This is a genomic window from Dokdonella koreensis DS-123 (assembly GCF_001632775.1).
GTDB lineage: Bacteria > Pseudomonadota > Gammaproteobacteria > Xanthomonadales > Rhodanobacteraceae > Dokdonella > Dokdonella koreensis.
Genome location: NZ_CP015249.1, coordinates 1,074,879 through 1,100,414 on the forward strand (window position 1 = coordinate 1,074,879; position 25,536 = coordinate 1,100,414).

General features: G+C 69.8%; 20 protein-coding genes and 1 tRNA gene. 1 reads left to right on the plus strand and 20 read right to left on the minus strand.

Annotated elements, in window-relative coordinates:
* Positions 1 to 52: 52 nt before the first annotated feature.
* The 20 genes from I596_RS04205 to I596_RS04300 all read right to left on the minus strand — a co-directional run bounded on the left by I596_RS04205 (position 53) and on the right by I596_RS04300 (position 24,926).
* Positions 53 to 1,009, minus strand: coding sequence for an acetyl-CoA carboxylase carboxyltransferase subunit alpha (locus I596_RS04205; RefSeq protein ID WP_067644642.1), 957 nt, complete (start codon positions 1,007 to 1,009; stop codon positions 53 to 55).
* 78 nt (positions 1,010 to 1,087) lie between these two features.
* A complete protein-coding gene (gene dnaE / locus I596_RS04210; protein WP_067644645.1) occupies positions 1,088 to 4,585 on the minus strand; it encodes a DNA polymerase III subunit alpha in 3,498 nt (1,165 codons plus the stop codon).
* Positions 4,586 to 4,679: 94 nt separating this feature from the next.
* Positions 4,680 to 5,273 (minus strand): ribonuclease HII, encoded by a 594-nt coding sequence (locus I596_RS04215; protein WP_067644648.1) that lies wholly within the window; start codon positions 5,271 to 5,273, stop codon positions 4,680 to 4,682.
* The gene (locus I596_RS04220; protein WP_190278981.1) at positions 5,270 to 7,003 is read right to left on the minus strand and encodes an LTA synthase family protein; all 1,734 of its coding nucleotides are present in this window, start codon (positions 7,001 to 7,003) and stop codon (positions 5,270 to 5,272) included. Before I596_RS04220 ends, I596_RS04215 begins: the two co-directional genes overlap by 4 nt.
* Before the next feature lie 397 nt (positions 7,004 to 7,400).
* The gene (gene lpxB / locus I596_RS04225; RefSeq protein ID WP_223303914.1) at positions 7,401 to 8,573 is read right to left on the minus strand and encodes a lipid-A-disaccharide synthase; all 1,173 of its coding nucleotides are present in this window, start codon (positions 8,571 to 8,573) and stop codon (positions 7,401 to 7,403) included.
* Between the two features lie 14 nt (positions 8,574 to 8,587).
* Positions 8,588 to 9,358, minus strand: coding sequence for an acyl-ACP--UDP-N-acetylglucosamine O-acyltransferase (lpxA, locus tag I596_RS04230; RefSeq protein ID WP_067644651.1), 771 nt, complete (start codon positions 9,356 to 9,358; stop codon positions 8,588 to 8,590).
* A complete protein-coding gene (gene fabZ, locus I596_RS04235) occupies positions 9,355 to 9,837 on the minus strand; it encodes a 3-hydroxyacyl-ACP dehydratase FabZ (RefSeq protein ID WP_067644654.1) in 483 nt (160 codons plus the stop codon). The genes lpxA and fabZ overlap by 4 nt, the downstream gene beginning before the upstream one ends.
* A complete protein-coding gene (gene lpxD, locus I596_RS04240) occupies positions 9,834 to 10,859 on the minus strand; it encodes a UDP-3-O-(3-hydroxymyristoyl)glucosamine N-acyltransferase (RefSeq protein WP_067644657.1) in 1,026 nt (341 codons plus the stop codon). Before lpxD ends, fabZ begins: the two co-directional genes overlap by 4 nt.
* Positions 10,856 to 11,377, minus strand: coding sequence for an OmpH/Skp family outer membrane protein (locus I596_RS04245; RefSeq protein WP_067644660.1), 522 nt, complete (start codon positions 11,375 to 11,377; stop codon positions 10,856 to 10,858). Before I596_RS04245 ends, lpxD begins: the two co-directional genes overlap by 4 nt.
* A gap of 86 nt (positions 11,378 to 11,463) precedes the next feature.
* On the minus strand, positions 11,464 to 13,857 hold the full coding sequence (bamA, locus tag I596_RS04250) for an outer membrane protein assembly factor BamA (RefSeq protein ID WP_067644663.1): 2,394 nt from the start codon (positions 13,855 to 13,857) through the stop codon (positions 11,464 to 11,466).
* A 79-nt stretch (positions 13,858 to 13,936) separates the two neighbouring features.
* Positions 13,937 to 15,283 carry an RIP metalloprotease RseP gene (gene rseP, locus I596_RS04255; RefSeq protein ID WP_067644666.1) on the minus strand — a complete coding sequence of 449 codons (1,347 nt, stop codon included), beginning with the start codon at positions 15,281 to 15,283 and terminating at the stop codon, positions 13,937 to 13,939.
* Between the two features lie 10 nt (positions 15,284 to 15,293).
* Positions 15,294 to 16,472, minus strand: a complete 1,179-nt coding sequence (locus I596_RS04260; RefSeq protein ID WP_067644669.1) for a 1-deoxy-D-xylulose-5-phosphate reductoisomerase — start codon at positions 16,470 to 16,472, stop codon at positions 15,294 to 15,296.
* On the minus strand, positions 16,469 to 17,305 hold the full coding sequence (locus tag I596_RS04265) for a phosphatidate cytidylyltransferase (protein WP_067644672.1): 837 nt from the start codon (positions 17,303 to 17,305) through the stop codon (positions 16,469 to 16,471). The genes I596_RS04260 and I596_RS04265 overlap by 4 nt, the downstream gene beginning before the upstream one ends.
* Entirely contained in the window at positions 17,302 to 18,048 is a 747-nt protein-coding gene (gene uppS / locus I596_RS04270; protein WP_067644675.1) for a polyprenyl diphosphate synthase, read from the minus strand. Before uppS ends, I596_RS04265 begins: the two co-directional genes overlap by 4 nt.
* Positions 18,049 to 18,068: 20 nt before the next feature.
* The gene (frr, locus tag I596_RS04275; RefSeq protein ID WP_067644679.1) at positions 18,069 to 18,626 is read right to left on the minus strand and encodes a ribosome recycling factor; all 558 of its coding nucleotides are present in this window, start codon (positions 18,624 to 18,626) and stop codon (positions 18,069 to 18,071) included.
* Positions 18,627 to 18,718: 92 nt separating this feature from the next.
* A complete protein-coding gene (locus I596_RS04280) occupies positions 18,719 to 20,566 on the minus strand; it encodes an SLC13 family permease (protein ID WP_190278982.1) in 1,848 nt (615 codons plus the stop codon).
* Between the two features lie 127 nt (positions 20,567 to 20,693).
* Complete coding sequence (gene trmB / locus I596_RS04285) at positions 20,694 to 21,404, minus strand: tRNA (guanosine(46)-N7)-methyltransferase TrmB (RefSeq protein ID WP_067644682.1); 711 nt, start codon at positions 21,402 to 21,404, stop codon at positions 20,694 to 20,696.
* A complete protein-coding gene (locus I596_RS04290) occupies positions 21,401 to 22,204 on the minus strand; it encodes a thiazole synthase (RefSeq protein WP_067644685.1) in 804 nt (267 codons plus the stop codon). Before I596_RS04290 ends, trmB begins: the two co-directional genes overlap by 4 nt.
* A gap of 49 nt (positions 22,205 to 22,253) precedes the next feature.
* Complete coding sequence (thiS, locus tag I596_RS04295; protein WP_067644688.1) at positions 22,254 to 22,454, minus strand: sulfur carrier protein ThiS; 201 nt, start codon at positions 22,452 to 22,454, stop codon at positions 22,254 to 22,256.
* A 123-nt stretch (positions 22,455 to 22,577) separates the two neighbouring features.
* Complete coding sequence (locus tag I596_RS04300; protein ID WP_150132006.1) at positions 22,578 to 24,926, minus strand: DUF6600 domain-containing protein; 2,349 nt, start codon at positions 24,924 to 24,926, stop codon at positions 22,578 to 22,580.
* Positions 24,927 to 25,180: 254 nt separating this feature from the next.
* Here I596_RS04300 and I596_RS04305 point away from each other — a divergent pair.
* Positions 25,181 to 25,254, plus strand: a tRNA-Gly gene (locus I596_RS04305).
* Positions 25,255 to 25,536: the final 282 nt, after the last annotated feature.

Below are 25,536 nucleotides of genomic sequence, written 5' to 3' on the forward strand. Positions count from 1 at the left end.
GTATCGGTCCCCCGGCAGGCCGCGCCGGCCAGGGACCGGCGCGCCGTCGCTACTACTCGGTGAACGCGCCGTAGCGGCGCAGGCGCTGGTAGCGGTTGCCGAGCAGGGTATCGGCGTCGATGTCCGCCAGCGCGTCCAGTTCGTTGAGCAGGACCGCCTTGAGGCGCACGGCCATCGCGTGCGGGTTGCGGTGGGCGCCGCCGAGCGGCTCGCGCACGACCTTGTCGATCAGGCCCAGCTCGAGCAGGCGCGGGGCGGTGAGTCCCAGCGCCTCGGCCGCGTCGCGGGCCTTGTCGGCGCTCTTCCAGAGAATCGAGGCACAGCCTTCGGGCGAGATGACCGAATAGGTGGAGTACTGCAGCATCAGCGTGCGGTCGCCGACGCCGATCGCCAGCGCACCGCCCGAGCCGCCCTCGCCGATCACCGTGCAGATGATCGGCACGCGCAGCTCGGCCATCTCCAGCAGGTTGCGCGCGATCGCCTCGCTCTGGCCGCGCTCCTCGGCGCCGACGCCGGGGTAGGCACCGGGCGTGTCGATGAAGGTCAGGACCGGCAGCCTGAACCGTTCGGCCATCTTCATCAGGCGCAGTGCCTTGCGGTAGCCCTCCGGGCGCGGCATGCCGAAGTTGCGGCGGACCTTGGTCTTGGTGTCGCGGCCCTTCTGGTGGCCGATCACCACCACGCCGCGGCCGTCGATCCGGCCGAGGCCGCCGACGATCGCCGCGTCGTCGGCATAGGCGCGGTCGCCGGCCAGCTCGTGGAACTCCTCGCAGATCACGCCGACGTAGTCGAGCGTATAGGGCCGGGCCGGATGGCGGGCGAGCTGGGCGACCTGCCAGGAGGTGAGACCCTTGAAGATCTCATGGGTCTTGAGCTTGAGCTTGTCCTGCAGGCGCCGGATTTCCTCGTCGATATTGAACGCCTGTCCCTGGCTGGCGTGGCGAAGCTCGTGGATCTTCGCATCCAGCTCGGCAATGGGTTGTTCGAAATCGAGGAAATTCGGGTTCATTCGACGCTGTTCGAGCGAAAAGGTCGGCAGTATAGCCGGATCGGATCGGTGGGGCGCCGGCCGTTGGTACCGCGGTGCTCAGCCGAGCAGCAGCTGGGCCGCCAGCACGCCGTCGATGCCGAGCAGCGCGCGCTGCAGCTCGGGGCCGGCGCGCACGCGCCATTGCGCGCCCAGCTCGATGTCGGCCTGGCCGCCGGCATTGCTGACGGTCAGGCGCACCGGGGTGGTGCCCCCGCGGTACGGGTCCAGCGCCGAACGCAGCCGCGGCACGAAATCCCGGCCGATGCCGTTCAGGCGCACCTGCACGACGCGCACCTGGGCCTCGCAGGCCGAGGCGATCGTCGTGACCCGCTGCACGCGGATCTGGTAGCCGCCGCTGAAGTCGTCGACCGACAGCCCGCCTTCGAAGACCAGGATCGCGTCACGCGTCAGCAGGGCGCCGTACTGGACCAGCACCTCGCTCCAGAGGCTGGCGGTGAACCGGCCCGAATGGTCCTCGACCTCGACGAAGGCGCGGCTGTCGCCGGCCTTGCGGATGCCGGCCACCGCGCCGGCCAGCACGAACGGCTGGTCGTTGAAGCGCCCGCGCCGCTCGCCGGGGGCGGGCGGCTTGTAGTGCGCGGCGATCTCGCCGATCGGGCAGGTCGTGATCTTGGCCAGCAGGTCGCGCCAGGCATCGGTGGGATGGCCGGACAGGTAGTGGCCGAGGGTCTCGCGCTCGCCGGACAGCTTCTGTTCGAGCGACCAGTCGTCGACCTCGGTCTGCTCGACCGGTGCCGCGGCGGCCGGGCCGGCAGCGCCGAAGATGTCGCCCTGTCCGCGCTCCAGGTCGTGCGCATGCTGCTCGGCGGCCTTGATCGCCGCCGGCAGCTGCGCCATCAGGCTGGCCCGGTTGGTCGCCAGCGCGTCCATCGAGCCGGACAGGATCAGGGCCTCGAAGACGCGCTTGTTGATCTTCTGCGGATCCACCCGCAGGCAGAAATCGGCCAGGTCGCGGTACGGGCCGCCGCGCCCGCGCGCCTCGACGATGTTCTCGACCGCGCCGCGGCCGACGCCCTTCACCGCGCCGAGGCCGTAGCGGATCGTCTTCTCGTCGGCCGCCTCGAACATGTAGGCCGAGGCGTTGACGTCCGGCGGCTGCACGGTCAGGCCGATCGCGCGGGCCTCGTCGAGGAAGGTGACGACCTTGTCGGTGTTGTCCATGTCCGAGGACAGCACCGCGGCCATGAACTCGGCGGCATAGTGCGTCTTGAGCCAGGCGGTCTGGTACGAGACCAGCGCATAGGCCGCCGCGTGCGACTTGTTGAAGCCGTAGCCGGCGAACTTCTCCATCAGGTCGAAGATCGCGTCGGCCTTGGCCTCGCCGATGCCGTCGCGGGCCGCACCCTCGCGGAAGATCGCGCGGTGCTTGGCCATTTCCTCGGCCTTCTTCTTGCCCATCGCGCGGCGCAGCAGGTCGGCGCCGCCGAGCGAGTAGTGGCCCACGATCTGGGCCATCTGCATCACCTGCTCCTGGTAGACCATGATCCCGTAGGTCTCCCGCAGGATCGGCTCCACCCGCTGGTCGGGGTAGTCGATGGTCTCGCGGCCGTGCTTGCGCGCGCAGAAGCTCGGGATCAGCTCCATCGGCCCCGGCCGGTAGAGCGAAACCAGGGCGATCAGGTCCTCGAACCGGTCGGGCTTGGCGTCCTTGAGCAGGCTCTGCATGCCGCGCGACTCGAACTGGAACACGGCCACGGTGTCGCCGCGTGCGAACAGCGTGTAGCTGGCCGGGTCGTCCAGCGGCACGGACATGATGTCCAGCGCCGGCTCGCCGGCGGCGGCGCGGCGCCGGTTGATCGCCTTGACGGTCCAGTCGATGATCGTCAGCGTGCGCAGGCCGAGGAAGTCGAACTTGACCAGGCCGATCGCCTCGACGTCGTCCTTGTCGAACTGGGTCACCACGCCGGCGCCGCCGTCTTCGCTGTAGAGCGGGGCGAAATCGGTCAGCGGTCCCGGCGCGATCACGACGCCGCCGGCGTGCTTGCCGGCGTTGCGGGTCAGGTCCTCGAGCTTGAGCGCGAGGTCCACCAGCTCGCGGACCTCCTCGTCCTCGGCGTACTGCGTGCAGAAGTCGCCGACCACGCGCTCCGGTTCGCTGCGCGACTTCTCGGTGCGGCCCAGCGCGTCCTCCAGCGAGAGGTCCAGCGGCCGCGGCGGGATCAGCTTGGCGATGCGGTCGACCTGGCCGTAGGGCATGCCGAGCACGCGGCCGGTGTCGCGCAGCACCGCCTTGGCCGCCATCGTGCCGTAGGTGATGATCTGGCTGACCCGGTCGCGGCCGTACTTGCGGGCCACGTAGTCGATCACCTCGTCGCGCCGGTCCATGCAGAAGTCGACGTCGAAGTCGGGCATCGACACGCGTTCGGGATTCAGGAAACGCTCGAACAGCAGGCCGTAGCGCAACGGGTCGAGGTCGGTGATGCCGAGCGCATAGGCCACCAGCGAGCCGGCACCCGAGCCGCGGCCCGGACCCACCGGGATGTCGTGGTCCTTGGCCCAGTTGATGAAGTCGGCGACGATCAGGAAGTAGCCGGGGAAGCCCATCTGCACGATGACGTCGACTTCGCGCTCCAGCCGCTGCGCATAGTCGGCCTCGGCGAAGCCCGGCGCCGGCGGCTGCTTGGCCAGCCGGGCGGCCAGGCCGTCGCGGGCCTGCGACCGGATCCACGAGTCGAGCGTCTCGTCGGCCGGCACCGGGAACGCCGGCAGGTAGTAGGTGCCGAACGCGAGCTGCAGGTTGCAGCGCCGCGCCAGCTCCACGGTGTTCTCGACCGCGCCGGGCAGGTCGGCGAACAGCGCCGCCATCGCGTCGGGCGCCTTCAGGTACTGCTCGGCCGAGTAGTCGCGCGGGCGCTTGGGGTCGGCCAGCACGCGGCCGCCGTGGATGCACACGCGCGCCTCGTGCGCCTCGAAGTCCTCGTGCTCGAGGAAGCGCACGTCGTTGCTGGCGACCACCGGCAGGTCGAAGCGGCCGGCCAGTTCCAGCGCGCCGGCGATGAAATCGTCCTCGCCCGCACGCTGGGTGCGCGTGGCCTCCAGGTAGAGGCGCTCCGGGAAGGCGTGGCGCAGCTCGGCCAGCGCGTCGGTGGCAGCCTTGTCGTTGCCGGCCAGCAGCAGGCGGCCGACCGCGCTCTCGCGGCCGGCCAGGGCGAACAGGCCGGCACTCGCCTGTGCCAGCCAGGCCGGCTCGATCAGTGCCAGGTCGCCGTGCCGGCCTTCGGCCCAGGCCCGCGACACGAGGCGCGAGAGATTGAGATAGCCGGTCCTGTCGCGGCAGAGCAGGGTGAGGCGCGTCGGCCGCGCGCGATCGGCCGGATCGGCGATCCACACGTCGCTGCCGGCGACCGGCTTGATGCCGGCGCGCTCGGCCGCCTGCTGGAACTTGACCAGTGCGAACAGGTTGACCTGGTCGGTGATCGCGATCGCCGGCATGCCCAGCGTCGCGCAGGCCTTGACCAGGTCGCCGATGCGGACGGTCGAGTCGACCAGCGAGTACTCGCTGTGGACGTGCAGGTGGACGAATCGGGAGGACATGCGGCTGGCCGGGATCGATCCGTCAGGGTAGCGATCCGGACAGGGGGCAACAAGCTTGAAATTCGGCCGCCGGCGGCCCGCCGCGGCCGCGGGGCTACAGCAGCGCCGGCGCGATCAGCCGGCGGACCGGCGCGAAGCTGGTGCGATGGATCGCGCACGGCCCCAGGCGCTCCAGGGCCTGGAGGTGCTCCGGCGTGGAGTATCCCTTGTGGCGCGCGAAGCCGTAGCCGGGGTGTACCGCGTCCCAGGCGCGCATCAGGCGGTCGCGCTCGGTCTTGGCCAGGATCGAGGCCGCGCTGATCGCCGGCTCCAGGGCGTCGCCGCCGACGATCGCGCGTCCCGGGCAAGGCAGGTCGGCCGGCAGCTGGTTGCCGTCGATCAGCGCCAGGACCGGCCCCGGCGCCAGGGCCGCCAGCGCGCGCGACATGCCGGCCAGGGTGGCGCGCAGGATGTTGATGCGGTCGATCTCGGCCGTGTCCACGACGCAGACGGCATAGCCGAGCGCGCGCTCGCGAATCAGGAGCGCGAGGGCCTCGCGCACCGGCTCGGCCAGCGCCTTGGAATCGTCCAGGCCGTCGATCGGGCGATCCGGGTCGAGGATCACCGCGGCGACCACCACCGGTCCGGCCAGCGGGCCGCGCCCGGCCTCGTCGACACCGGCCGTCAGCAGGAGGGCATTGCGGTTCATTCGTCGCGCAGCACGTTAAGGCGGTTGAAGAGGTGATCGTGATAGGAGGCCAGAATGCGCGTGTCGGCGCAATCCAGGTAGCGTCCCTTACAGCGCTCGCGCAGCAGCGTATTGGCCTGGTAGAACGGGTTGCGCGGGATGCCGGCGCTCTCCAGCAGCAGCGAGCCGAGGTAGACGATGTCGGTGATCGGGTAGTCGGCGCGCAGCGGCATCGGGTAGTTGGTCTTGAGCATGAAGTAGGTGACCAGGCTGCTGTTGGGACCCACGCCCTTGGGCAGCTTCTTCGGGATCACCTGGATCGCGCCGTCGAACGAGGGCTGGTGGTCGCCGAAATGCAGCAGCACCGTCGGCTGCTTGCGGCCGAGCAGGTAGCGCTCGAGCTCGGCGAGCATCGCGTCGGACTGGCGCAGCCGTTCCAGGTAGTTGCCGAGGTTGAGGTTCAGCCATTCGTCGAGCTTGCGCGGCGCGAACCGACCCTCGAACAGCGGCGTGTCGAACGGTGCCGGCAGCAGCGCCAGCGGCGTCATGTGCGGGCCGTGCTGGTGCAGCGTCAGCATGAACACGAACAGCGGCCGGTCCGGATGGTCGAGCCGCTCCTGCGCGTAGATCTGGCGGAACACCGCCAGCAGGTCGGCATCGGTGCTCTCCCAGCCCAGGCCATAGTCGCTGCCGTCGTGGAAGGCGTCGAAGCCGTACAGCGCATAGGCGTTGCGGGCGTTGAGGAAATCGCCGGTGACCGGGTAGATCGCCACCGTCCGGTAGCCGGCGGCCTCGAATGCGCGCGGCAGCGTGAAGGCGACGCGCGGCGCCAGGTTGTACGGCGCATAGAGGCCGGCGTTGCCGAACAGCTTGTCGGCCAGGCCGGTCAGGAACGCGAATTCGCTGGTCCAGGTGCCGCCGCCGAAGGTGTGCACGTTGAGCAGGCCGCCGGCGCGGGTCTGCCGGTCGCGCTCGAACATCGGGTAGCGGCAGACCGGCAGCGAGCACATGCGCAGCAGGCGCGGGTCGAAGGTGCTTTCCTCCAGGATCGCGACGACGTCGGGCTTCTGCGGCGGCGCGCGCAGCGGGCGGTCGAGCCGCCAGTCGATGCTGCGGTCGACCCCGGCCGGGATCGCCGGCTCGGCGATCTGGGTGTCGTTGAACGAGGTGAAGAAGTTGGTGATGAAGCTGCGATCGTTGATCGTCACCCACATCGGCTTGTTGAAGGCCGGCCGGAACGGCCCGGTCGGCGCGAGGCAGGCCGCGAACAGCACCAGGGCGGCCAGCGTGCCGGCGCCGCGCGCCGTCCGGCGCACGCCCGGTGCGCGGTCGGGCATCAGGCCGTCGCGCTCGGCGAAAAACGCCAGCAGCGGCAGGATCGGCAGCGCCAGCGCCGCGGCGACCGCTGCGGTCAGCAGCAGCGGATAGCGGCTGACGACCTCGATCGTCTCGCGGTTGACGAAGTACTTGAGATCCGGCGCCAGCAGCGGCGTCGTCAGGTAGGCGAACTTCAGCGTGCCGGCCAGCGCGATCGCGCCGAACACCAGGCCGGCCAGCAGCAGCGAGAACGCCACGCGTCCGGTCGCCAGCAGCAGGGCGGCCGTGGTCGTCAGCAGCAGGCACGACGCGAAGACCTTGTCGGCGAGGCCGTTCTCGGTGAGGGGACCGAAGATCAGCGCGGCGCCGAACACCGACAGGGCGAGGAAGCGCCATATCCACGGTCGGCGCCGGCCCGGCGCGGTTGGCAGCATGCCTGTCTTGAAAGGGTAACGAAGACCGGCGCGCATCCTGCGGCGGCGGCGGTGCGCCGTCAATGCGCATTGCGGCAGTCGCGGCGGGCGCCGCGGCAGCGGGCGGCGGGGATCGCCGCGAAGAACGGCCCTAGGGCGTGTCATCAATCCCCCGGCAGGTCGCGTTGGCCCTGGAAAGTCGTCAGGGGGTGTTGTGTGGCGCCGCGCCTGACTGGCCGTCAGGTCAAGCCGCGCAACGCACGCTGGCGGCTTTCCAGGGCCAACCCGTAGGGCCGCTCTTGCGTGCGCCCGGGACTGCGTCATCGCTCGGGCGTGGACCGACGTCCACTTCCTCCCTCTTCCTTGTCACGGACGCACGCAAGAACGGCGCGGCCTACCGAGGGATTGATGAAACGCCCTAGCCGGGTAGCAGCTCCGCGATCGCCGCCGCCGCATCCTGCCCCGGCTCGCCGGCCAGCGAGCGGTGGATGCGCCGGTACTCGTCCAGCAGTCCGGCCGGCAGGCCGGGCTGCTTCAGCCACGGCAGCAGCGAGGCCGCCAGGGCCTCGGGCGTGCAGTCCTCCTGCATCAGCTCCGGGACGAGGTCGCGGCCGGCCAGGTGGTTCGGCAGCGAATAGCGGTCCACCTTGAGCAGGCCCAGGCCCTTGACGAGGCGGTACGTCCACGGCGACAGGCGGTAGGCCACCGTCATCGGCCGCTTGGCCAGCAGCGCTTCCAGGGCCGCCGTGCCGGACGCGAGCAGGACCGCGTCGCCGGCGATCATCGCCGCATGCGCCTGGCCGTCGACCACGGTCAGCGCCGCCCCGCCGGGCGGCCGGGCCGCCGCGATCGTTTCGAACAGGGCGCGGCAGGCCGCATTGGCCATCGGCGCGACGACCTGCAGGCGCGGCAGCTGGCGTGCCAGCAGGTCCGCGGCGGCGAGGAAGTCGGCGCCGAGCCGGCGGATCTCGCCGAGCCGGCTGCCCGGCAGCAGGGCCAGCACCGGCACGTCGGGCGCAAGGCCCAGGTCGCGCCGTGCGGCAGCCTGGTCCGGCACCAGCGGGAACGCCGCCGCCAGCGGGTGGCCGACGAACCGCGCCTCCACGCCGTGCCGGGCATAGATCGCCGGTTCCATCGGGAACAGGCACAACACGCGATCGGCGCTGCGGCCGATACGCTCGGCGCGCTTCTCGCGCCAGGCCCAGATCGACGGGCTGACATAGTGGACGGTGCGGATGCCGGCCTGCTTGAGCCGGCGTTCCAGGCCGAGATTGAAGTCCGGCGCATCGATGCCGATGAAGACGTCCGGGCGCAGGTCCAGCGTGCGCCGCAGGGTATCCCGGCGAACCGCCAGCAGCTCGGGAAGATGGCGCAGCACCTCGAACAGGCCCATCACCGCCAGCGTCTCGGCGGCGTGCCAGGCGTCCAGGCCGGCGGCGACCATGCGGGGGCCGCCGATGCCGGCGAAGCGGGCGTCGGGATAGCGCCGGCGCAGGCCGGCGATCAGGTCGGCACCGAGCAGGTCGCCGGACGCCTCGCCGGCGACGAGGACGAAGCGAGGAGGCGCGATCGAGGCGGCGGCCTGCTGCACGGCGAGCGATCCGCTCAGCGCGCCAGGCCGCGCTCGCTGGCGTCGATGAAGGCCAGCAGCGCGGCCACGTCCTCGCTGTCGCGCGCCTGCTCGGCCAGCTGCGTGCGCGCCTCGGCCAGCGGCGTGCCGGCGACGTAGAGCGTGCGGTAGGCGCGCTTGATCCGGCTGATGCGGTCGGCGGTGAAGCCGCGCCGCTTGAGGCCCTCGGCGTTGATGCCGCGCGGACGCCCGTAGTCGTCGGCCATCATGACGAACGGCGGGACGTCGCCGTTGACGAGGCAGCCCATGCCGACGAATGCGTGGGCGCCGATCCGGCAGAACTGGTGGACGCCGGCGAAGCCCGACAGGATCACGTGGTCGCCGATCGTCACGTGGCCGGCCAGCGTGGCGTTGTTGGAGAACACCACGTGGTTGCCGATCGTGCAGTCGTGCGCGATGTGCGAATAGGCCAGGATCCAGTTGTCGTTGCCCAGCCGCGTCGTGCCGCCGCCCTCGCCGGTGCCCCGGTTGATCGTGACGAACTCGCGGATGTGGTTGCGGTCGCCGATCTCGAGCCAGGTCGTCTCGCCGTGGAACTTCTTGTCCTGCGGATCGGCGCCGACCGAGGCGAACTGGTAGAAGCGGTTGTCGCGGCCGATCCGCGTGCCGGCGTCGATCACCACGTGCGGACCGACCCAGGTGCCGTCCCCGATGACGACACCGCTGCCGATGACACTGAAGGCGCCGATGCTGACGCCTTCGCCGAGCACCGCGGTCGGGTCGATCTGCGCGGTGGGATGGATCATCGGCTGGTACGCTCGGCGCAGAGCAGTTCGGCCTCGGCCACGAGCTTGCCGTCGACCAGCGCCTCGCACCAGTACTTGCCCATGCCGCGCATCAGGCGCTTCTGCTCGACCTGGAAGATCAACTGGTCGCCCGGGCCGACGATGCGGCTGAACCGCGCCTGGTCCACGCGCACCAGGTAGAACAGCTTCGGCTGGGTCGGGTCGTGCTTGATCGACAGGTGCACCAGCAGGCCCGAGGTCTGGGCCATGGCCTCGATCATCAGCACGCCCGGCATGACCGGATGGCCCGGGAAGTGGCCCTGGAAGAACGGCTCGTTGATCGTGACGTTCTTCATCGCCGTGATCTTCTTGCTCGGCGTGTAGTCGAGGATCCGGTCGACCAGCAGGAACGGGTAGCGGTGCGGCAGGATCTCGGCGATCCGTTCCACGCCGATCGGCAGGGGTTCCAGTTCCACGGCCGTGTCAACAGCATGATTCATCGGGGGGAGTCCTTGTTTGCGAGCTGGGCGACGCGCCTTGCGAGCTCGTCCAGGTGTTTGAAGCGGGCCGCGTTGCGGCGCCACAGGCGGTTTTCCTGGATCGGCGTGCCGGACGAGTACTCGCCGGGCTCGCGGATCGAATGGGTGACCAGGCTGCGGGCGGTGATCGTGACCTTGTCGGCGACTTCGAGGTGGCCGAGTATGCCAGCGCCGCCTCCGATGAGGCAGTAGCGGCCGATCCGCGCGCTGCCGGCGACGGCCGCGCAGCCGGCCAGCGCGCTGTGCGCGCCGATGTGGACGTTGTGGGCGACCTGGATCTGGTTGTCCAGGCGCACGTCCTCTTCCAGCACCGTGTCCTCGATCGCGCCGCGATCGATCGTGGTGTTGGCGCCGATCTCGCAGTCGTCGCCGATGCGCACGCCGCCGAGCTGGGGCACCTTGAGCCAATGGTCGCGCTCGAAGGCGAGGCCGAAGCCGTCCGCGCCGATGACCGCGCCGGGATGGACCAGCACGCGCCGGCCCAGCGTGACGCGCAGCACCAGCGTGACCCGCGCCACCAGGTGCGACCCGGCGCCGACCCGGCAGTCCGGGCCGATCACGCAATGCGGTCCCACGACCGCGCCTTCGTCGATCACCGCGCCGGCCTGGACGACGCAGAACGGGCCCACCGAGGCTCCGTTTGCGACGACGGCATCGGGCGAGACCACCGCGCTCGGATGCACGCCGGGCTCGGCCGCGGGAACGTGGTCGAACAGCGCCGCGATCCGGGCATAGGCCACGTACGGATCGGCCGCGATCAGCGCGGCGGTCGGGCAGTCGGCCGCATCGGCGGCGCGCAGGATCACCGCCGTCGCGGCGGTGGTCGCCAGCTGGCCCTTGTACTGGGCGGAGGCGAGGAAGCTCAGCTGCCCCGGGGTGGCCGAGCCAAGCGTGCCGACGCCGCGGACGACCGCCTCGCCACTGCCCTGCAGAACCAGCCCGAACCGTTCCGCCAGCTCGCCGAGCGATACCGCCGGGCTCATCGCCCGCCCTCGCGGGTCTGGTATTGGCGCCGCAGGCGTTCGAGCACGCGATCGGTCACGTCGATGCGCGGGCTGGCGTACACGACCGGGCTGCTGACGATCAGGTCGTAGCCCTCGCTGCGCGCGAACTCGACGATCGTGTTCTCGATCTCGCGCCAGTTGCGGTCGGTTTCCTGGTCGGTACGGGTCTTGAGCTCGTTGCGCAGGTTGTCGCGGCTGCGGCGGATCAGCCGCTCGAGCGCGTCGATCTCGCGCTGCAGGGTCTCGGCCGCATCGAGGGTGAGGATCGGTGCATCGCGGTTCTGGCGCGATCGCAGCTCCTCGAGGCGCGTCTCGTCGGTGCGCAGCGCGGTATCGCGCTGGGCGAACTCGCGCTCGAGCTTCTCGCGCGCGGCCAGGGTCTGGGGCATGTTGTCGATCAGTCGCTTCGTGTCCAGGTAGCCGATCCGCGTCGGGGCCGGCACCTGGGCGTGGACGGTGGCGGCCCACAGCGCGAGGGCGGCCAGCAGCGCATGCACCGGAAGGTACCGTTTCGCGCGCTGCCTCACTGCCGTTCCCCCCGGTCAAGTCATTGCAGGACGGGCACTCCCGCGCCCGGCGTAGATCAGAACATGGTACCGAAGGTGAACTGGATGGTCTCGGTCTGGTCGCCGTCCTTCTTGCGCAGGGGCCGCGCGAGATTGATGACGATCGGGCCGACCGGCGCCTGCCAGCGGAACGACAGGCCGGTCGAGGCGCGCATTTCGCTGGCCGAGAACGCGTCGTAGTTCTGGAACACGTTGCCGACATCGAGGAACCAGGAAAGACGGGTGGTCTCGCTGCTCTCCTTCATGAAGGGCGTCGGGAAGATGATCTCGACCGAGCCGACGGTCTTGAACGCGCCACCGATCGGCTGGCGGCAGTACCGGCTCGGCCGCGACGTCCCGCCGACCGGGCCGATCTGGTTGCCGGTACAGCCGGGGTAGAGCTCCCACGGGCCGAGCGTGTTGTCGCGGAAGCCGCGCACGTCGGCCACGCCGCCGGCGTAGAAGTTCTCGTAGAACGGCAGGCCGCCGATGTCCATGTAGCGCGGATCGTCGATCGGCAGCACGCTCTTGGGGTCGCGGTAGGTGTCGCCGTAGCCCAGGCTCAGGTTGCCGAAGAACGTCAGCTTGTCGGTGATCGGGAAGTACTGGCCGTACTTGTAGAACAGCTTGTAGTACTCGACCGTGGAGCCGGGCAGGACGATGTTCAGCGACACCTGGTGGATCGAGCCGCGGGTCGGGTTCCAGTAGCGGTTGCGCGTGTCGTGCACCCACGACAGCTGCGTGTCCCAGTTGTGCAGCGTACGGTTGCCGAGGTTGTGCAGGTAGTTGACGATGCGGTCCGGCGTGATGCCGCCGTAGGTCGTGATGCTGGTCTTGCTGAGGCCGATCTGCGCGTTGATCGTGTCGGTCTCGCTGATCGGGATGCCCAGGTAGGTGCTGAACGCGTCGCGGTTGGTCAGGTACGAGGCGAGGTTGGCCTCGCCCTGGTCCATTTCGCTGTGCGAGACGTTGTAGCCCAGGCCCAGGCCGTCGTCGTTGAGGTACGGCTCGAAGTAGGACACCTCGTAGCGCTTGTAGTACGAGCTCTGCTGCGCGGTCACGCCGATCCGGTTGCCGGTGCCGAACAGGTTGTTCTCCGACACCGACACGCTGCCGATGATGCCCTGCAGCTGCGAGTAGCCCAGGCCGAAGTTCAGCGAGCCGGAGGACATTTCCTCCACCGCGACCTGCACGTCGATCTGGTCCTCGCTGCCGGGGACGCTCGGCGTCTCGATCGTGACCGCCTTGAAGAAGCCCAGCCGCTGCAGGCGGATCTTCGAGCGGTCGATCGCCGCCTGCGAGTACCACGAACCTTCCAGCTGGCGCATTTCGCGGCGCAGCACCGGGTCCTCGGTGCGGGTGTTGCCCTTGAACGTGATGCGGCGCACGTAGACGCGCTTGCCGGGATTGATCAGGAACGTCAGGCCCACCTCGCGGCTGTCCTTGTGGACGTCCGGCAGCGGGACGACCTCGGCGAAGGCGTAGCCGATGTTGGCGAGCACCGCGGTCATCGCGTCGGAGGACTGCTCGACCTTGCGGCGCGAGAACGTCTCGCCGACGCTGATCGCCAGCAGCTTGCGCAGGTCCTCCTCGTTGAGCACGAGGTTGCCGGTGATCTTGATGTCGTTGACGGTGTAGATCTCGCCCTCGCGGATGTTCGCCGTGACGTACATGCGGCGCTTGTCGGGGCTGATCGAGACCTGGGTGGAGTCCACGTTGAAATCGACGTAGCCGCGGTCCAGGTAGTAGGACGCGAGCTTCTCCAGGTCGCCGGACATCTTCTCGCGGGAGTACTGGTCGTTGCGCGAGTACCACGAGGTCCAGTTGGTCGTGTTCGACTCGAACTCGTCCTTGATGGTCCGGTCGGGGAAGGTCTTGTTGCCGACGATGTTGATGTGCTTGATCTTGGCCGGCTTGCCTTCGGCGATGTTGATCGCGATCTCGATGCGGTTGCGGTCGAGATTGACCGTGGCGGTCTTGATCGAGACGTTGTACTTGCCGCGGTTGTAGTACTGGCGGGTCAGCTCCGCCTGGACTTCGTCGAGCTTGAGCCGGTCGAAGGTCTCGCCCTCGACCAGGCCGATGCCCTTCAGGCCGGTGCGCAGGTCGTCTTCCTTGAGGTCCTTGTTGCCGCGGATCGCGATCTTGGAGATCTGCGGGCGCTCGCGGACCGCCACGACCAGGATGTCACCCTGGCGTGAGAGCTGGACGTCGTTGAAGAAGCCGGTCTTGTAGAGCGCCCGGATCGCCTGCTCGGCGCGCTCGGCGGTCATCGAGTCGCCTTTCTCGACCGGCAGGTAGGTGAAGACCGTACCGGCGGCGATGCGCGACAGGCCGTCGATACGGATGTCGGACACCGTGAACGCGTCGAAGGCCAGTGCGTCCTGACTGGACAGCCAGGCAAACAGGATCAGGGCAGCTATACGCTTCATCGTCACTTCCGTAGAGGCACGCTCGGACCCGTGGCGGGCGCGAGCCACGGGCTTGTCGTTATCGGGCAACTCCCCCGGCTCAGGACGCGAGCCGCAGGATGTCGTTGTAGAACGCCAGTCCCATCATGGCGACCAGCAGGACCAGGCCGACATACTGGCCTGCAATCTGGGCTCGTTCGCTGACCGGGCTGCCTTTTACCAGCTCGATAAGGTAATACAGCAGGTGTCCGCCATCCAAGACGGGTACCGGCAACAGGTTGAGGATGGCCAGGTTCAGCGAGATCACCGCCAGGAACGACAGGAACCAGGCCATGCCCATCTGGGCGGAGGAATTGGCGACCTGGGCGATGGTGATGACGCCCGACAGGTTCTTGGCCGACACCTCGCCGGTAATCATGCGCTTGAGCACCGAAACGGTGGTCTTGGTCGATTTCCAGGCCTCGGCCAGCGCCGCCGGCACCGCGGCCAGCGGCCCGTGGCTGAGGACGGCGTCGTGCGCGTCGGGCGCCTCGATGCCGAGCACCCAGCGCGTGGTGCCGTCCCCGGCGGGGACCTGGCGGACCGTGGCCGGGAGCGAGAGCGTGGCCCCGTCGCGCTCGATGCGCAGGGCCAGGGTCGGGCTGGTCGCCGCCTGCTCCTGGATCAGCGGACTGATCTCGGCATAGCCGCCGACCGGCTGGTCGTTGATCGCCAGGATCCGGTCGCCGGCCTGCACGCCGGCCGCCGCCGCCGCCCCGTCCGCGGCCAGGCCGCCGACCGTCGCCGGGATTTGAAGGGGCCGCAATGAGAGACCCACCGCATCGAGCGCCTGTCCCCCCTCGACGCCTGCGGGCAGGCGGCTCAGGTGCAGGGTGCGTGTCTCGGTGTCGCCGTCGGCGGCACGCACCGCGACCTGCAGGTCACGGCGGGCCAGCGCCGAATGGGCGATCGTCATGATCGCCTCGCTCCAGGTCTCGACCGGGGCGGCGTCCAGCGCCAGCAGGCGGTCGCCGGCCTGGAAGCCCGATGCGGCGGCGATACCGGTCGGTGCGCCGATGACCGGCTGGTAGTCCGGCCGGCCGACCATGAACATCAGCCACAGCGCCGCGATCGCGAAGATCAGGTTGAAGGCCGGGCCGGCGGCGGCGATCGCCATGCGCTGCAGCACCGGCTTGCGGTTGTGGGCGCCGGCCAGGTCGGCCGGAGCGACGTCGCTCTCGCGCTCGTCGAGCATCTTCACGTAGCCGCCCAGCGGGATCGCCGCGACCACGAACTCGGTGCCGTGACGGTCGCGGCGCGACCACAGGGGACGGCCGAAGCCGATCGAGAACCGCAGCACCTTCACGCCGAAATGGCGTGCGACGACGTAATGGCCGTATTCATGGAAGGTGATCAACAACCCGAGGGTGACGATCAACCACCAGACCGAGCCGAAAAAGGTTTGCATGCAGGGGCAATCAGCTGAACCGGGCGGCAATGATACGTTGCGCTTGCCGACGCGCAGTTAAATCGTCGTCAAACAGCGCATCCAGGGCGTCGACCGCCCGATGGGACACTTTTTGCAGCGTTTCCTCGATGATGGACGGGATATCCGGGAATTTGACCCTTCCGTCGAGGAAGGCGGCGACCGCCTCCTCATTGGCCGCGTTGAGGATCGCCGGCGCGTTGCCGCCGGCCCGCAGCGCCGCGTACGCCAGCGGCAGACACCGGAACGTGGCGCCGTCGGCCGCCTCGAAATCCAGCCGGGCCAGCTGGACCAGGTCCAGCGGCTTGACCCCGGCCTCGATCCGCTCCGGCCAGGCCAGGCCGTAGGCGATCGCGGTGCGCATGTCCGGCTGGCCCAGCTGGGCCAGGACCGAGCCGTCCAGGTACTCGACCAGCGAATGGACGATGCTCTGGCGGTGGACGACGACCTCGATGGCATCGGCCGGCGCGCCGAACAGCACATGCGCCTCGATGACCTCCAACCCCTTGTTCATCAAGGTGGCCGAGTCGACCGAGATCTTGCGGCCCATGCGCCAGTTGGGGTGGGCACAGGCCATGTCCGGCGTGACGGCGGCCAGGCGCTCGGCCTGCCAGCCGCGGAACGGGCCGCCCGAGGCGGTCAGCAGCAGGCGCCGTACGCCGGCACCGGCGATGCCGGCCGATCCGTTCGGCAGGCATTGGTAGATCGCGTTGTGTTCCGAATCGATCGGCAGCAGCGGCCCCCCGCCGGCCGCCAGGGCTGCCAGCAGCAGCGGCCCGGCCATGACCACGGCCTCCTTGTTGGCCAGCAGCAGCCGCTTGCCGGCGCGGGCGGCGGCCAGGGTCGAGGGCAGGCCGGCTGCACCGACGATCGCGGCGACCACGGTGTCGGCGTGGTCGCCGGCCGCGGCCTCGACCAGGGCATCCGGCCCGGCCAGCACGCGTGTCGCCACGCCGGCGGCGACCAGGCGCGCACGCAGTTCGGGTTCGCCGTCCGGGTCGGCGATGACCGCCAGCTCGGGCCGGAACCGTTCGCACAGGGCGGCGAGCGCCTCGACGCTGCGGTGCGCGGCCAGCGCGGTCGCGCGGAACCGGTCGGGGTGGCGTGCGACGACGTCCAGCGTGCTGGTGCCGATCGAGCCGGTGGCGCCCAGGATCGCGATCCGCTTCACGGAGCGGTCATCAGGTCGAGCAGGGCCTTGCCGATCGCGAACACCGGCAGGGCGGCGAACACGCTGTCCAGGCGATCGAACAGGCCGCCGTGCCCCGGGAACAGGCTGCCCGAATCCTTGGTATTGCCCTGCCGCTTGATCAGGCTCTCGAACAGGTCGCCGACGATCGAGAACGCCGTCACGACCCACGCCAGGACCACCACGAACGCCAGCGCGGCGCCGCGCTCGCCGAGCAGCCAGCCGCCGACGACGGCGACCAGGCCGGCGCCGGCCAGCGCGCCCCAGGCGCCGGCGCGGGTCTTGCCCGGGCTGATGCGCGGCGCGAGCTTGGTCCGGCCCCAGCGGCTGCCGACGAAGTAGGCGAAGGTATCGGCGGCCCAGACCAGGATCAGCGCGAACAGGGTCCACAGGTGGCCGTTGTCGGCGTCCTCGTGGATCCGCAGCAGGGCGACCCAGGCCGGTGCCACGGCCAGCACGCCGGCAGCCAGCTTGAGCGCCGCGTTCTCCGGCGTCGGTGCCGCGCCGAACGCGAAGTTCCGCAGCCAGGCCAGCGCCAGCAGCCACCACAGGGCGCCGGCGACGACGATGCCCCAGCCGATCGCGGTGTCGTGCAGCCACCACAGCAGCGCGAACAGCGCGGCGCACCCGGCCACGGCCGCAATCCGCACGGGCGCGGCGGCGATGCCGATCATGCGCGTCCATTCCCACAGCGCGATCAGGAAGGCGACGGCCGCCACCGCGGCGATCGCCACCGTGGGCAGCAGCACGATCGCGGCCACCGCGAGCGGGGCCAGCACCAGGGCGGTCAGGACCCGCTGGCGAAGGGCGCTCATCCGGCCTGCCGCCGCGTCTGGGCCGGGGTCTGGCCGAACCGGCGCTCGCGCCGCGCGAAATCGGCGACGGCCAGTCCCAACACCTCGGCATCGACATCCGGCCAGAGTGCGTCGGTGAAGTAGAACTCGCTGTAGGCGGCCTGCCACAGCAGGAAATTGCTGATGCGCTGCTCGCCGCCGGTGCGGATGAACAGGTCCACCGCCGGCAGGTCCGACAGGCAGAAGAACGGCGCCAGGCCTGCTTCGTCGAGCGTCTGCGGGTCGAGCTCGCCGGCCGCCGCGGCCGCCGCGGCACGGCGGGCCGCCTGGACGATGTCCCAGCGGCCGCCGTAGTTGATGGCGATGTTGAGGTGCAGCGCCGTGTTGGCGGCGGTCTTCGCCGTCGCCTGGGTCATGCGGGCCTGCAGTTCCGGCGCGAACGCGGACAGGTCGCCGATGAAGGCGATGCGCACGCCGTGCTCGTGGAGCTGGCCGACCTCCTTCTCCAGCGCCTTCATGAACAGCTGCATCAGCGCGCCGACCTCCTCGGCCGGCCGCTTCCAGTTCTCGCTGGAGAACGCGAACAGCGTCAATGCGCCGATGCCCTGGCGCAGGCAGAACTCGATCGCCGCGCGCACGGCCTTCTGCCCGGCGCGATGGCCGAAGCTGCGCGGGCGATGGCGGCGCCCGGCCCAGCGGCCGTTGCCGTCCATCACGATGGCGATGTGGCGCGGCGACGCCGGCGCCGGGTCGGAGACTGTCATCGGGCGGTCGCGAAGGCCGCTCAGACGGCCATCAGCTCGTCTTCCTTGGCCTTGACCACGGTGTCGACATCCTTGACGAAGCGGTCGGTCAGCTTCTGGATGTCCTCTTCGGCACGGCGCTCGTCGTCCTCGGCGATCAGCTTCTCCTTGAGAAGCTCCTTGATCTGCTGGATCGCGTCGCGGCGCACGTTGCGGATCGCCACCTTGGCGTTCTCGCCCTCGTGGGCGACGTGCTTGGACAGTTCCTTGCGGCGCTGTTCGGTCAAGGCGGGCAGGTTGATGCGGATCACGTTGCCGACCGTGGTCGGCGTGAGGCCCAGGTCGGAGGCGAGGATCGCCTTCTCGATCGGGCCGATCATGACCTTCTCCCACGGCGTGACGGTCAGCGAGCGGGCATCGGCGACGGCGAGATTGGCGACCTGGCTGAGCGGCGTCTCGTTGCCGTAGTAGACCACCTTGAGCGGCTCCAGCAGCGAGGTGCTGGCGCGCCCGGTACGCAGGCGGGTGAGGTCGTGGCGCAGTGATTCGACGCTCTTGTTCATGCGCGTCTGCGCGTCGTTCTTGATTTCGTTGAGCATGGTGCGGTCACCCCGTGTCCTTGAGCCTTAGCCGCGGAAGTATAGCAACGCCGCCGCCGGCGGGAATGGCGCGGCGCGGGAGCCGGCGGGCGCTAGCGGCCGAACATCAGGTTCACGGCGACCAGCGTCGTGACCAGCATCAGCACGGTCAACGGGATGCCGACCCGCAGGAAGTCGCCGTTGCGGTAGCCGCCGGGACCGGCGACGACCAGCAGCACCGGGTTGGCGCTCGGCAGGAAGAAGGTGTTGGACGTGGAGATCGCCACGATCAGCGCATAGGCCGCCGGGTTCCCGCCCGAGGCCAGCGCGATGTTGATCGCCATCGGCACCATCATCACCGCCGCGCCCACGTTCGAGATGATCTGCGCGAACAGCAGCGTCAGGATCGCCACGCAGGCCTGGATCAGCCATTGCGGCATGCCGTCCATGTAGATCATCACCTCCTGGGCGATCCAGGCGGCCGTGCCGGTGGAGTCCATCGCCCAGCCCAGCGGGATCAGGCAGGCGAGGATGAAGATCGTCTTCCAGTTGATCGCCTTGTAGGCCTCTTCCATGCTGAGCACGCCCGCCAGCAGCATGCCGACGGCGCCGGTCATCATCGCCACCGAGAGCCGCAGGTCGGTGAAGAGCCCCAGGCCGAGCGCCAGGCCGAAGAACGCGACGGCGTACCAGATGCGGCTGGGGCGCTGCTCCTCCTTGGGGTAGTCGGTCACGACGACGAAGTCGCGCGACTCGGCCGCCAGGGCCAGGTCGCGCCAGAGGCTGTGCAGCACCAGCGTGTCGCCCGGCTTGAGCATCATGTGGCGCACGTCCTCGCGGAACACCGTGCCGCCGCGGGTCACCGCCAGCACGCTGATGCCGAAGCGCTTGCGGATGCGCAGGTCCTCGATCTTCTGGTTGATCCAGTGCGACGTCGGCGGGATCACCGCCTCGGAGATGCCGGCGCGCGTCGGGTTGAACATGTCGCCGAAGTTGCGCAGCCGCGCCTGCATCAGGCACAGGTGGTTGTCGGCGAAGTCGCTGACCGCTTCGCGGCGCCCGAGCACGCCGATGACGCTGCCGACCCAGATCATCTGGTCGGCAGGGGGCGCCAGCCGGCCTTCGTTGCCGGTCTTGAGCGCGAGGATCAGCGGGGCGTCGTGCAGCTGCTCGGTTTCGCCGACGCTCATGCCGACCAGCGGGCTTTCCGCCGTGACGGTCAGCTCGAACACGTCGCCTTCGATGCCGTAGGTGTCGGCGAAGTAGCTCTCGGTGCGTCCCGGGGTGACGTTCTGCCTTTCCTCGTCGTCCGGCAGGAGGCGCTTGCCGAGCACGGCGAAGAACGCGATGCCGACGATCAGCAGCGGCACGCCCACCGGCGCGATCGCGAACAGCCGGAACGGCTCGATGCTCTGCGCGCCCGGCGGCAGGTTGCGGTTGGCGCTGGCGATCAGGTCGTTGAGCAGGATCAGCGGCGAGTTGGAGATCATCGTGATGTTGGTGCCGCACAGGATGCAGCACGCCATCGGCAGCAGCAGGCGGCGCAGCGGCACGCCGGTGCGCGCGCTGACCCGGCTGACGACCGGCAGGAACAGCGACGACAGGGCCTGGCTCTGCACGACCGCCGACAGGCTGCCGACGATGCTGTTGATGACCACGGCCAGGCGCTGCTCGACGCCGCCGGCGAGGCGGATGATGAACGAGGCGGCCTTGCCGAGTACGCCGGTGCGGTCCAGGCCCGCGCCCATGATCATCACGGCGATCAGCGAGATGACCGCGTTGCCGGCGAAGCCGTCGAACAACTGGTCGACCGGCATCAGCCGCGTGATGCCGATGACCACGATGACCAGCAGGGCGACCAGGTCGGCCCGGATCCATTCAAGGATCAGCATCAGGACGGTGAAGACCACCAGCCCGAGCACGAGCATCATCTCGGTGGTCAGCGTCAGGCCGGCATCCATCAGGGCATCGGGGTCTTGTTCCGGCCGTCTGCAGCGGCCTGGGCGTCAGGGCAGCCGCGAAAGAATAGCGCTCATCCGCCACAAAGTCCGGTTCGGCGGCACGATCCGGCGCATTCGTCGTGACCGGTCAGGTCCCGGTGCGCTCGTGGACCAGGTCCCAGACACCGTGGCCCAGCCGCGTCCCGCGACGTTCGAAATGGGTCTCCACGCGCCAGGCAGGGCAGGCGGCGAACCCGCCGGTGCCGGCGCGATTGCGCCAGTGCGGCGAGGCGTCGACCGTGGCCAGCATCTGCTCGGCGTACTCGGCCCAGTCGGTGGCCAGGTGCAACAGCCCGCCGGGCCGGACGCGGGTGGCGAGGAAGTCCACGAAGGCCGGCTGGATCAGCCGGCGCTTGTGGTGGCGCTTCTTCGGCCACGGGTCCGGGAAGTAGATGCGCACCTCCGCCAGCGAGGCCGGCGCGATCTCCTGTGCCAGTACCTCGACGGCGTCGTGGTTGTAGAGGCGGACATTGGCGAGGTCGCCGGCGGCCAGGCCGTTCATCAGCCGGCCGACGCCGGGGCGGTGCACTTCGATGCCGATGAAGTCCTTGTCCGGCTCGTGCGCGGCGGCGTGCAGGAGCTGCTCGCCATTGCCGAACCCGATCTCGACCACGCGCGGGGCGGACCGTCCGAAGACCGCATCGAGATCGCGCGGCACGCCCTGGAAGGCCAGTCCGTAGCGGGCCCAGTGGGCTTCGAAGGCGCGCGCCTGGGCCGGCGTGATGCGGCCCTGCCGCAGCACGAAACTGCGTGGTGGGCGGTGACGGGCCGGTGCCGCGGATTCGTCCGCGTCGCTCATCCGACGGTTCCGTCGATCGGGCTGGAGGCCGAGGCGTAGCGCTTGCGCGGGATGCGGCCGGCGCGGAATGCACTGCGGCCGGCCTCGACCGCGAGCTTCATCGCATGGGCCATCAGCACCGGATCGCGCGCACCGGCGATCGCGGTATTCATCAGCACGCCGTCGCAACCCAGCTCCATCGCGATGGCGGCATCGGAGGCGGTGCCGACACCCGCGTCGACCAGTACCGGCACCTTGGCGTTCTCGACGATCTCCAGCAGGTTGTAGCGGTTCTGGATGCCGAGCCCGGAGCCGATCGGCGCCGCCAGCGGCATGATCGCCGCACAGCCGATCGCTTCCAGCCGCCGGGCCAGCAGGGGATCGTCCGAGGTGTAGACCATGACGTCGAAGCCCTCGCGGACCAGGCTCTCGGCGGCCTCCAGCGTCTGCACGACGTCCGGGAACAGCGTGCGCTGGTCGCCGAGCACCTCGAGCTTGACCAGGGTGTGGCCGTCGAGCAGTTCCCGCGCCAGCAGGCAGGTACGCACCGCCTCCTCGGCGGTATAGCACCCGGCCGTGTTCGGCAGGATCGTGAAGCGGGACGGCGGCAGGACGTCGAGCAGGTTCGGCTGGTCCGGGTCCTGCCCGATATTGGTGCGGCGGATCGCCACGGTGACGATCTCGGCACCGGCGGCCTCGGTCGCGCGGCGCGTCTCGTCGAGATCGCGGTACTTGCCGGTGCCGGTCAGGAGGCGGGAGCGGAAGCTGCGGCCCGCGATGACGAGCGGGTCGTCGGCCGTGCCGGCGGGGAAGGAGGACATAGGACGAACCTGGATCGATGAGTCGGAAAAAGCGGTTGCCGCCGGTGCCTCAGCCACCGCCGATGGCATGCACGATCTCGACCCGGTCGTCCGGTTCCAGGTTCTGCATGGCGTGGCGGCTGCGCGGGACGATCCGTCGATTGACCTCGACGGCGACGCGCCGCTGGGCGAAGCCGGTGGCTTCGAGCAGCTCGGCGACCGTCGTGCGCGCAGGGCACTCGTGGGATTTGCCGTTGAGCACGATGAGCATCGCGCCATTGTAGCCAGCTCCGCCGGCGCCTGCCCGCCCGCCCGCGAAAAAAAGGCCGCCGCGTCGTGAACGCGGCGGCCCGATGGTCTGAAGGTCAGCCCGTGCTTTTCGTCGGCGCAACCGTCAGCGATCGTCCTTGTCGCGCTTGCGTTCGACCCGCTCGCCCTTCTGTCCCTGCTCGCGAGGCGGACTTTGCTGCACGGACCGCGGCGCCGCCTGCGGCTGGTTGCGCTCCATGCGCTGCGGCGCCGCCTGCGGCTGGCTGCGTTCCATGCGCTGCGGCGCCGCCTGTGGCTGGCTGCGCTCCATGCGCTGCGGTGCCGCCTGCGGCCGGCTGGGCTCGATGCGCTGCGGTGCGGCCTGCGGCTGGCTGCGCTCCATGCGCTGCGGTGCTGCACGGGGCTCGGGCCGGTTCGCCGGCGCTTCGTATTTGCGCGGCTCGACCGCGGGCGCCCGGTAGCTGCGTGCCGGGGCGGCTTCGCGGGCGGCCGGCTCGACGACGCGGCTCGGCGCGGTGCGGTTCGGCGCCTGCACCGACCGCTGCGGCGTCGGCTCGCGCGACTGCATCACCCGTGCCGGCCGATCCGGCACGTTCTGGCCGCCCCGGCTTTCGATCACGCGGGACGACGGACTCGGTGCCTGGCCGGCCTTCGGCGCCTGCCCCGGCACGACCGCGCGTTCACGACGCGGTGCATATCCGGAGGACGGCAGTGCGCGTTCGCTGATCTCCGTGCGGGGTGCCGGTCGCGGCGTGGCGGTTTCCCGTCCCAGCGTGCTCGGCGCGCGCTCCGGCGCCTTCACCGCATCCGGGCGTTCGATGCCCCGTGCCGGGGCGTTCCCGGCGGACGCGCGGTCGATGCGGGTCGGGGACTCGCCCCGCGGCGGCAGTGCCTGCGGTGCCCGTTGGCCGGCGGTCCCGACCACCTTGACCCGCTCCGTCGACACCGGCGCGCTGCGCGTGGCGAGCTGGCGCAGCTCCTGCGTCTGCAGCGGCTGCCCGCCGTTGCGATCGATCGCGGCCTTGCGCTGTGCGAACGGCGCCGGCGCCGGGGGCGGCGTATTGCGTGCGATCACCTGGCGATCGAAGGAGGCCGCGCGTTGCGGAGCCGCGCGGGACCCGTCGTTCGGCGCCAGGCTGGCCTGGACCGGCAGCACCGGCACGCGGTTGACGATCTCCGCCCGCGCCAGGCTGTTCCGGTCGAGATTCAGGCGCGCGTTGCCGACCCGGCCCGAGCTGTTGAAGACGTTGTCCGGCACCGCCGTCACCGCGTTCACGTCGCGCCGGTAGGCGTAGTCGAGGTTGCCGACACGCCCGGCGGCGTAGTTGTTGTAGACGTTGGTGATGTAGGTGTTGTTGATCACCGTCGTATTGCGGATGTTCGTCACGTTGACGTTGGTGAAGTAGTTGCGCGAGCTGCGATACCACGGCACGTAGACGTCGCGCGGTCCGAGCGGGAACCAGCCGACCGGTCCGCCGCCGCTGGAGATCGACAGGCTCCAGTTGCGGCCGCCGATGAAGCCGACCAGCGCAGGCGCATAGATCGGGCGCACGTGGCGCGGGCCGGGGCACCAGCCCCAGCGGCTGCCGACGTAGACCCAGCGTCCGTAGTGGGACGGGGCGAAGCCCCACGGGGCGTCGTCGACCCAGCTCCAGCCCCAGGGGTCGATCCACGACCAGCGGCCGTAGCGGTACGGGGCCCAGCCGACGGAGACGCTGGTCGGGTACCAGACCGCACCGTAGCTGGCATCCGTCGACCAGCTGCCGTAGCCGTCCAGGTCGGCATAGCCGATGACCTCCTCGGACACGTACTGGCGCGCGACCGAGCGCTCGTAGCGGCCGTCGCGCTCGAAGCACCAGCGATCGAAATCGTCGTTGCGCGGGAGGTCCATCGCCTCGTAGTCGCGCAGGGAGGAGTCATAGAAGCGGTATGCCTGGCCGCTCTCCACGCGGTAGCTGGCACTGTTCTGGCCGTAGACCGAGCCTGAGCCGTCGAAGACGGTCAGCATCGTGGAGTCGCCTTCGGGGGCGATGTCGATGCGGTAGCTGCCCGGACGGTCGACGACGAACGCCAGCGTCGGCGTGTCGATCTCGTAGGTCTGGCCGTCGAACAGCCGCTTGACCTTGAGGTTCAGCGTGCCCTGGGTCAGCTCGACCTGGACGATGTCGTCGGTGACGTCCAGGAAGGCCAGGCTGGTGCGGTCGTCCGCGCGCAGCACGGCGGCCCCCACTTCCAGCTCGACGCGGGAATCACGGTCGGTGTACAGCCGGTCACCGGCCACCAGCGGCCGGTTGATCAGCGCTTCGCTCCAGCGGTCGTCGCCGCCGGGCTGGAAGCTGGCGTTGCCGCTGATGTAGCTCATGCGGACGACCCGGCCCGGTGGATCGGCCAGGACGGAACCGGCGAGCGTGAGCAAGACCAACGCCAGCAGCGCCCGCAGCATCGGGGTGGGCGAGCGAGGTCGCATGTTCATAGAGTTCTCCTGCAAGGATCGGCCGTTGTCGGTGCATCCGGTGATCCGGATCGCAGAGCCGGCTCCTGTGGCCGCCAGGTGCGCCGCTATATCAGCGTACGCCGGCTGAATGACGGCCCTATCGAAACCGCCCCACGCGCGATGTTTACCCCGCCGCAAGAACCGCATGCGCTTCTTTACAAGTGGCTTGCAGGAGGCGCGCACGCGCGGCTACTCTTCGCCCCCGGCCAGCGCTTCCCGGCGCACTCCTGACCGCGGGTGTAGCTCAATGGTAGAGCTGTAGCTTCCCAAGCTACTGACGAGGGTTCGATTCCCTTCACCCGCTCCACGGCGTGGTTTCCAGGAAATTCCAGGGCGCCTCACAGGCCCCCTAAGCAGTTGTCGATCTTGGGTTTTTGCCAAGAAGTCCTCCCGGATGGTTTCCTGGAGGCCGACCGAGGCTGGATCCGATTGGTCCAGCCGGTAGCCCAAGCGAAACGGCTCGCCAACGGGCCGGGCTCTCGCTCGGACGGCCCGGGTGAAGCGATGAGCATTTGGCTCCTGACCCGGGATCAGGCATGGCGCTCCAGGAGATTTCCTATGCCGGCGCAAGGGCCGATAGCACCTGGTG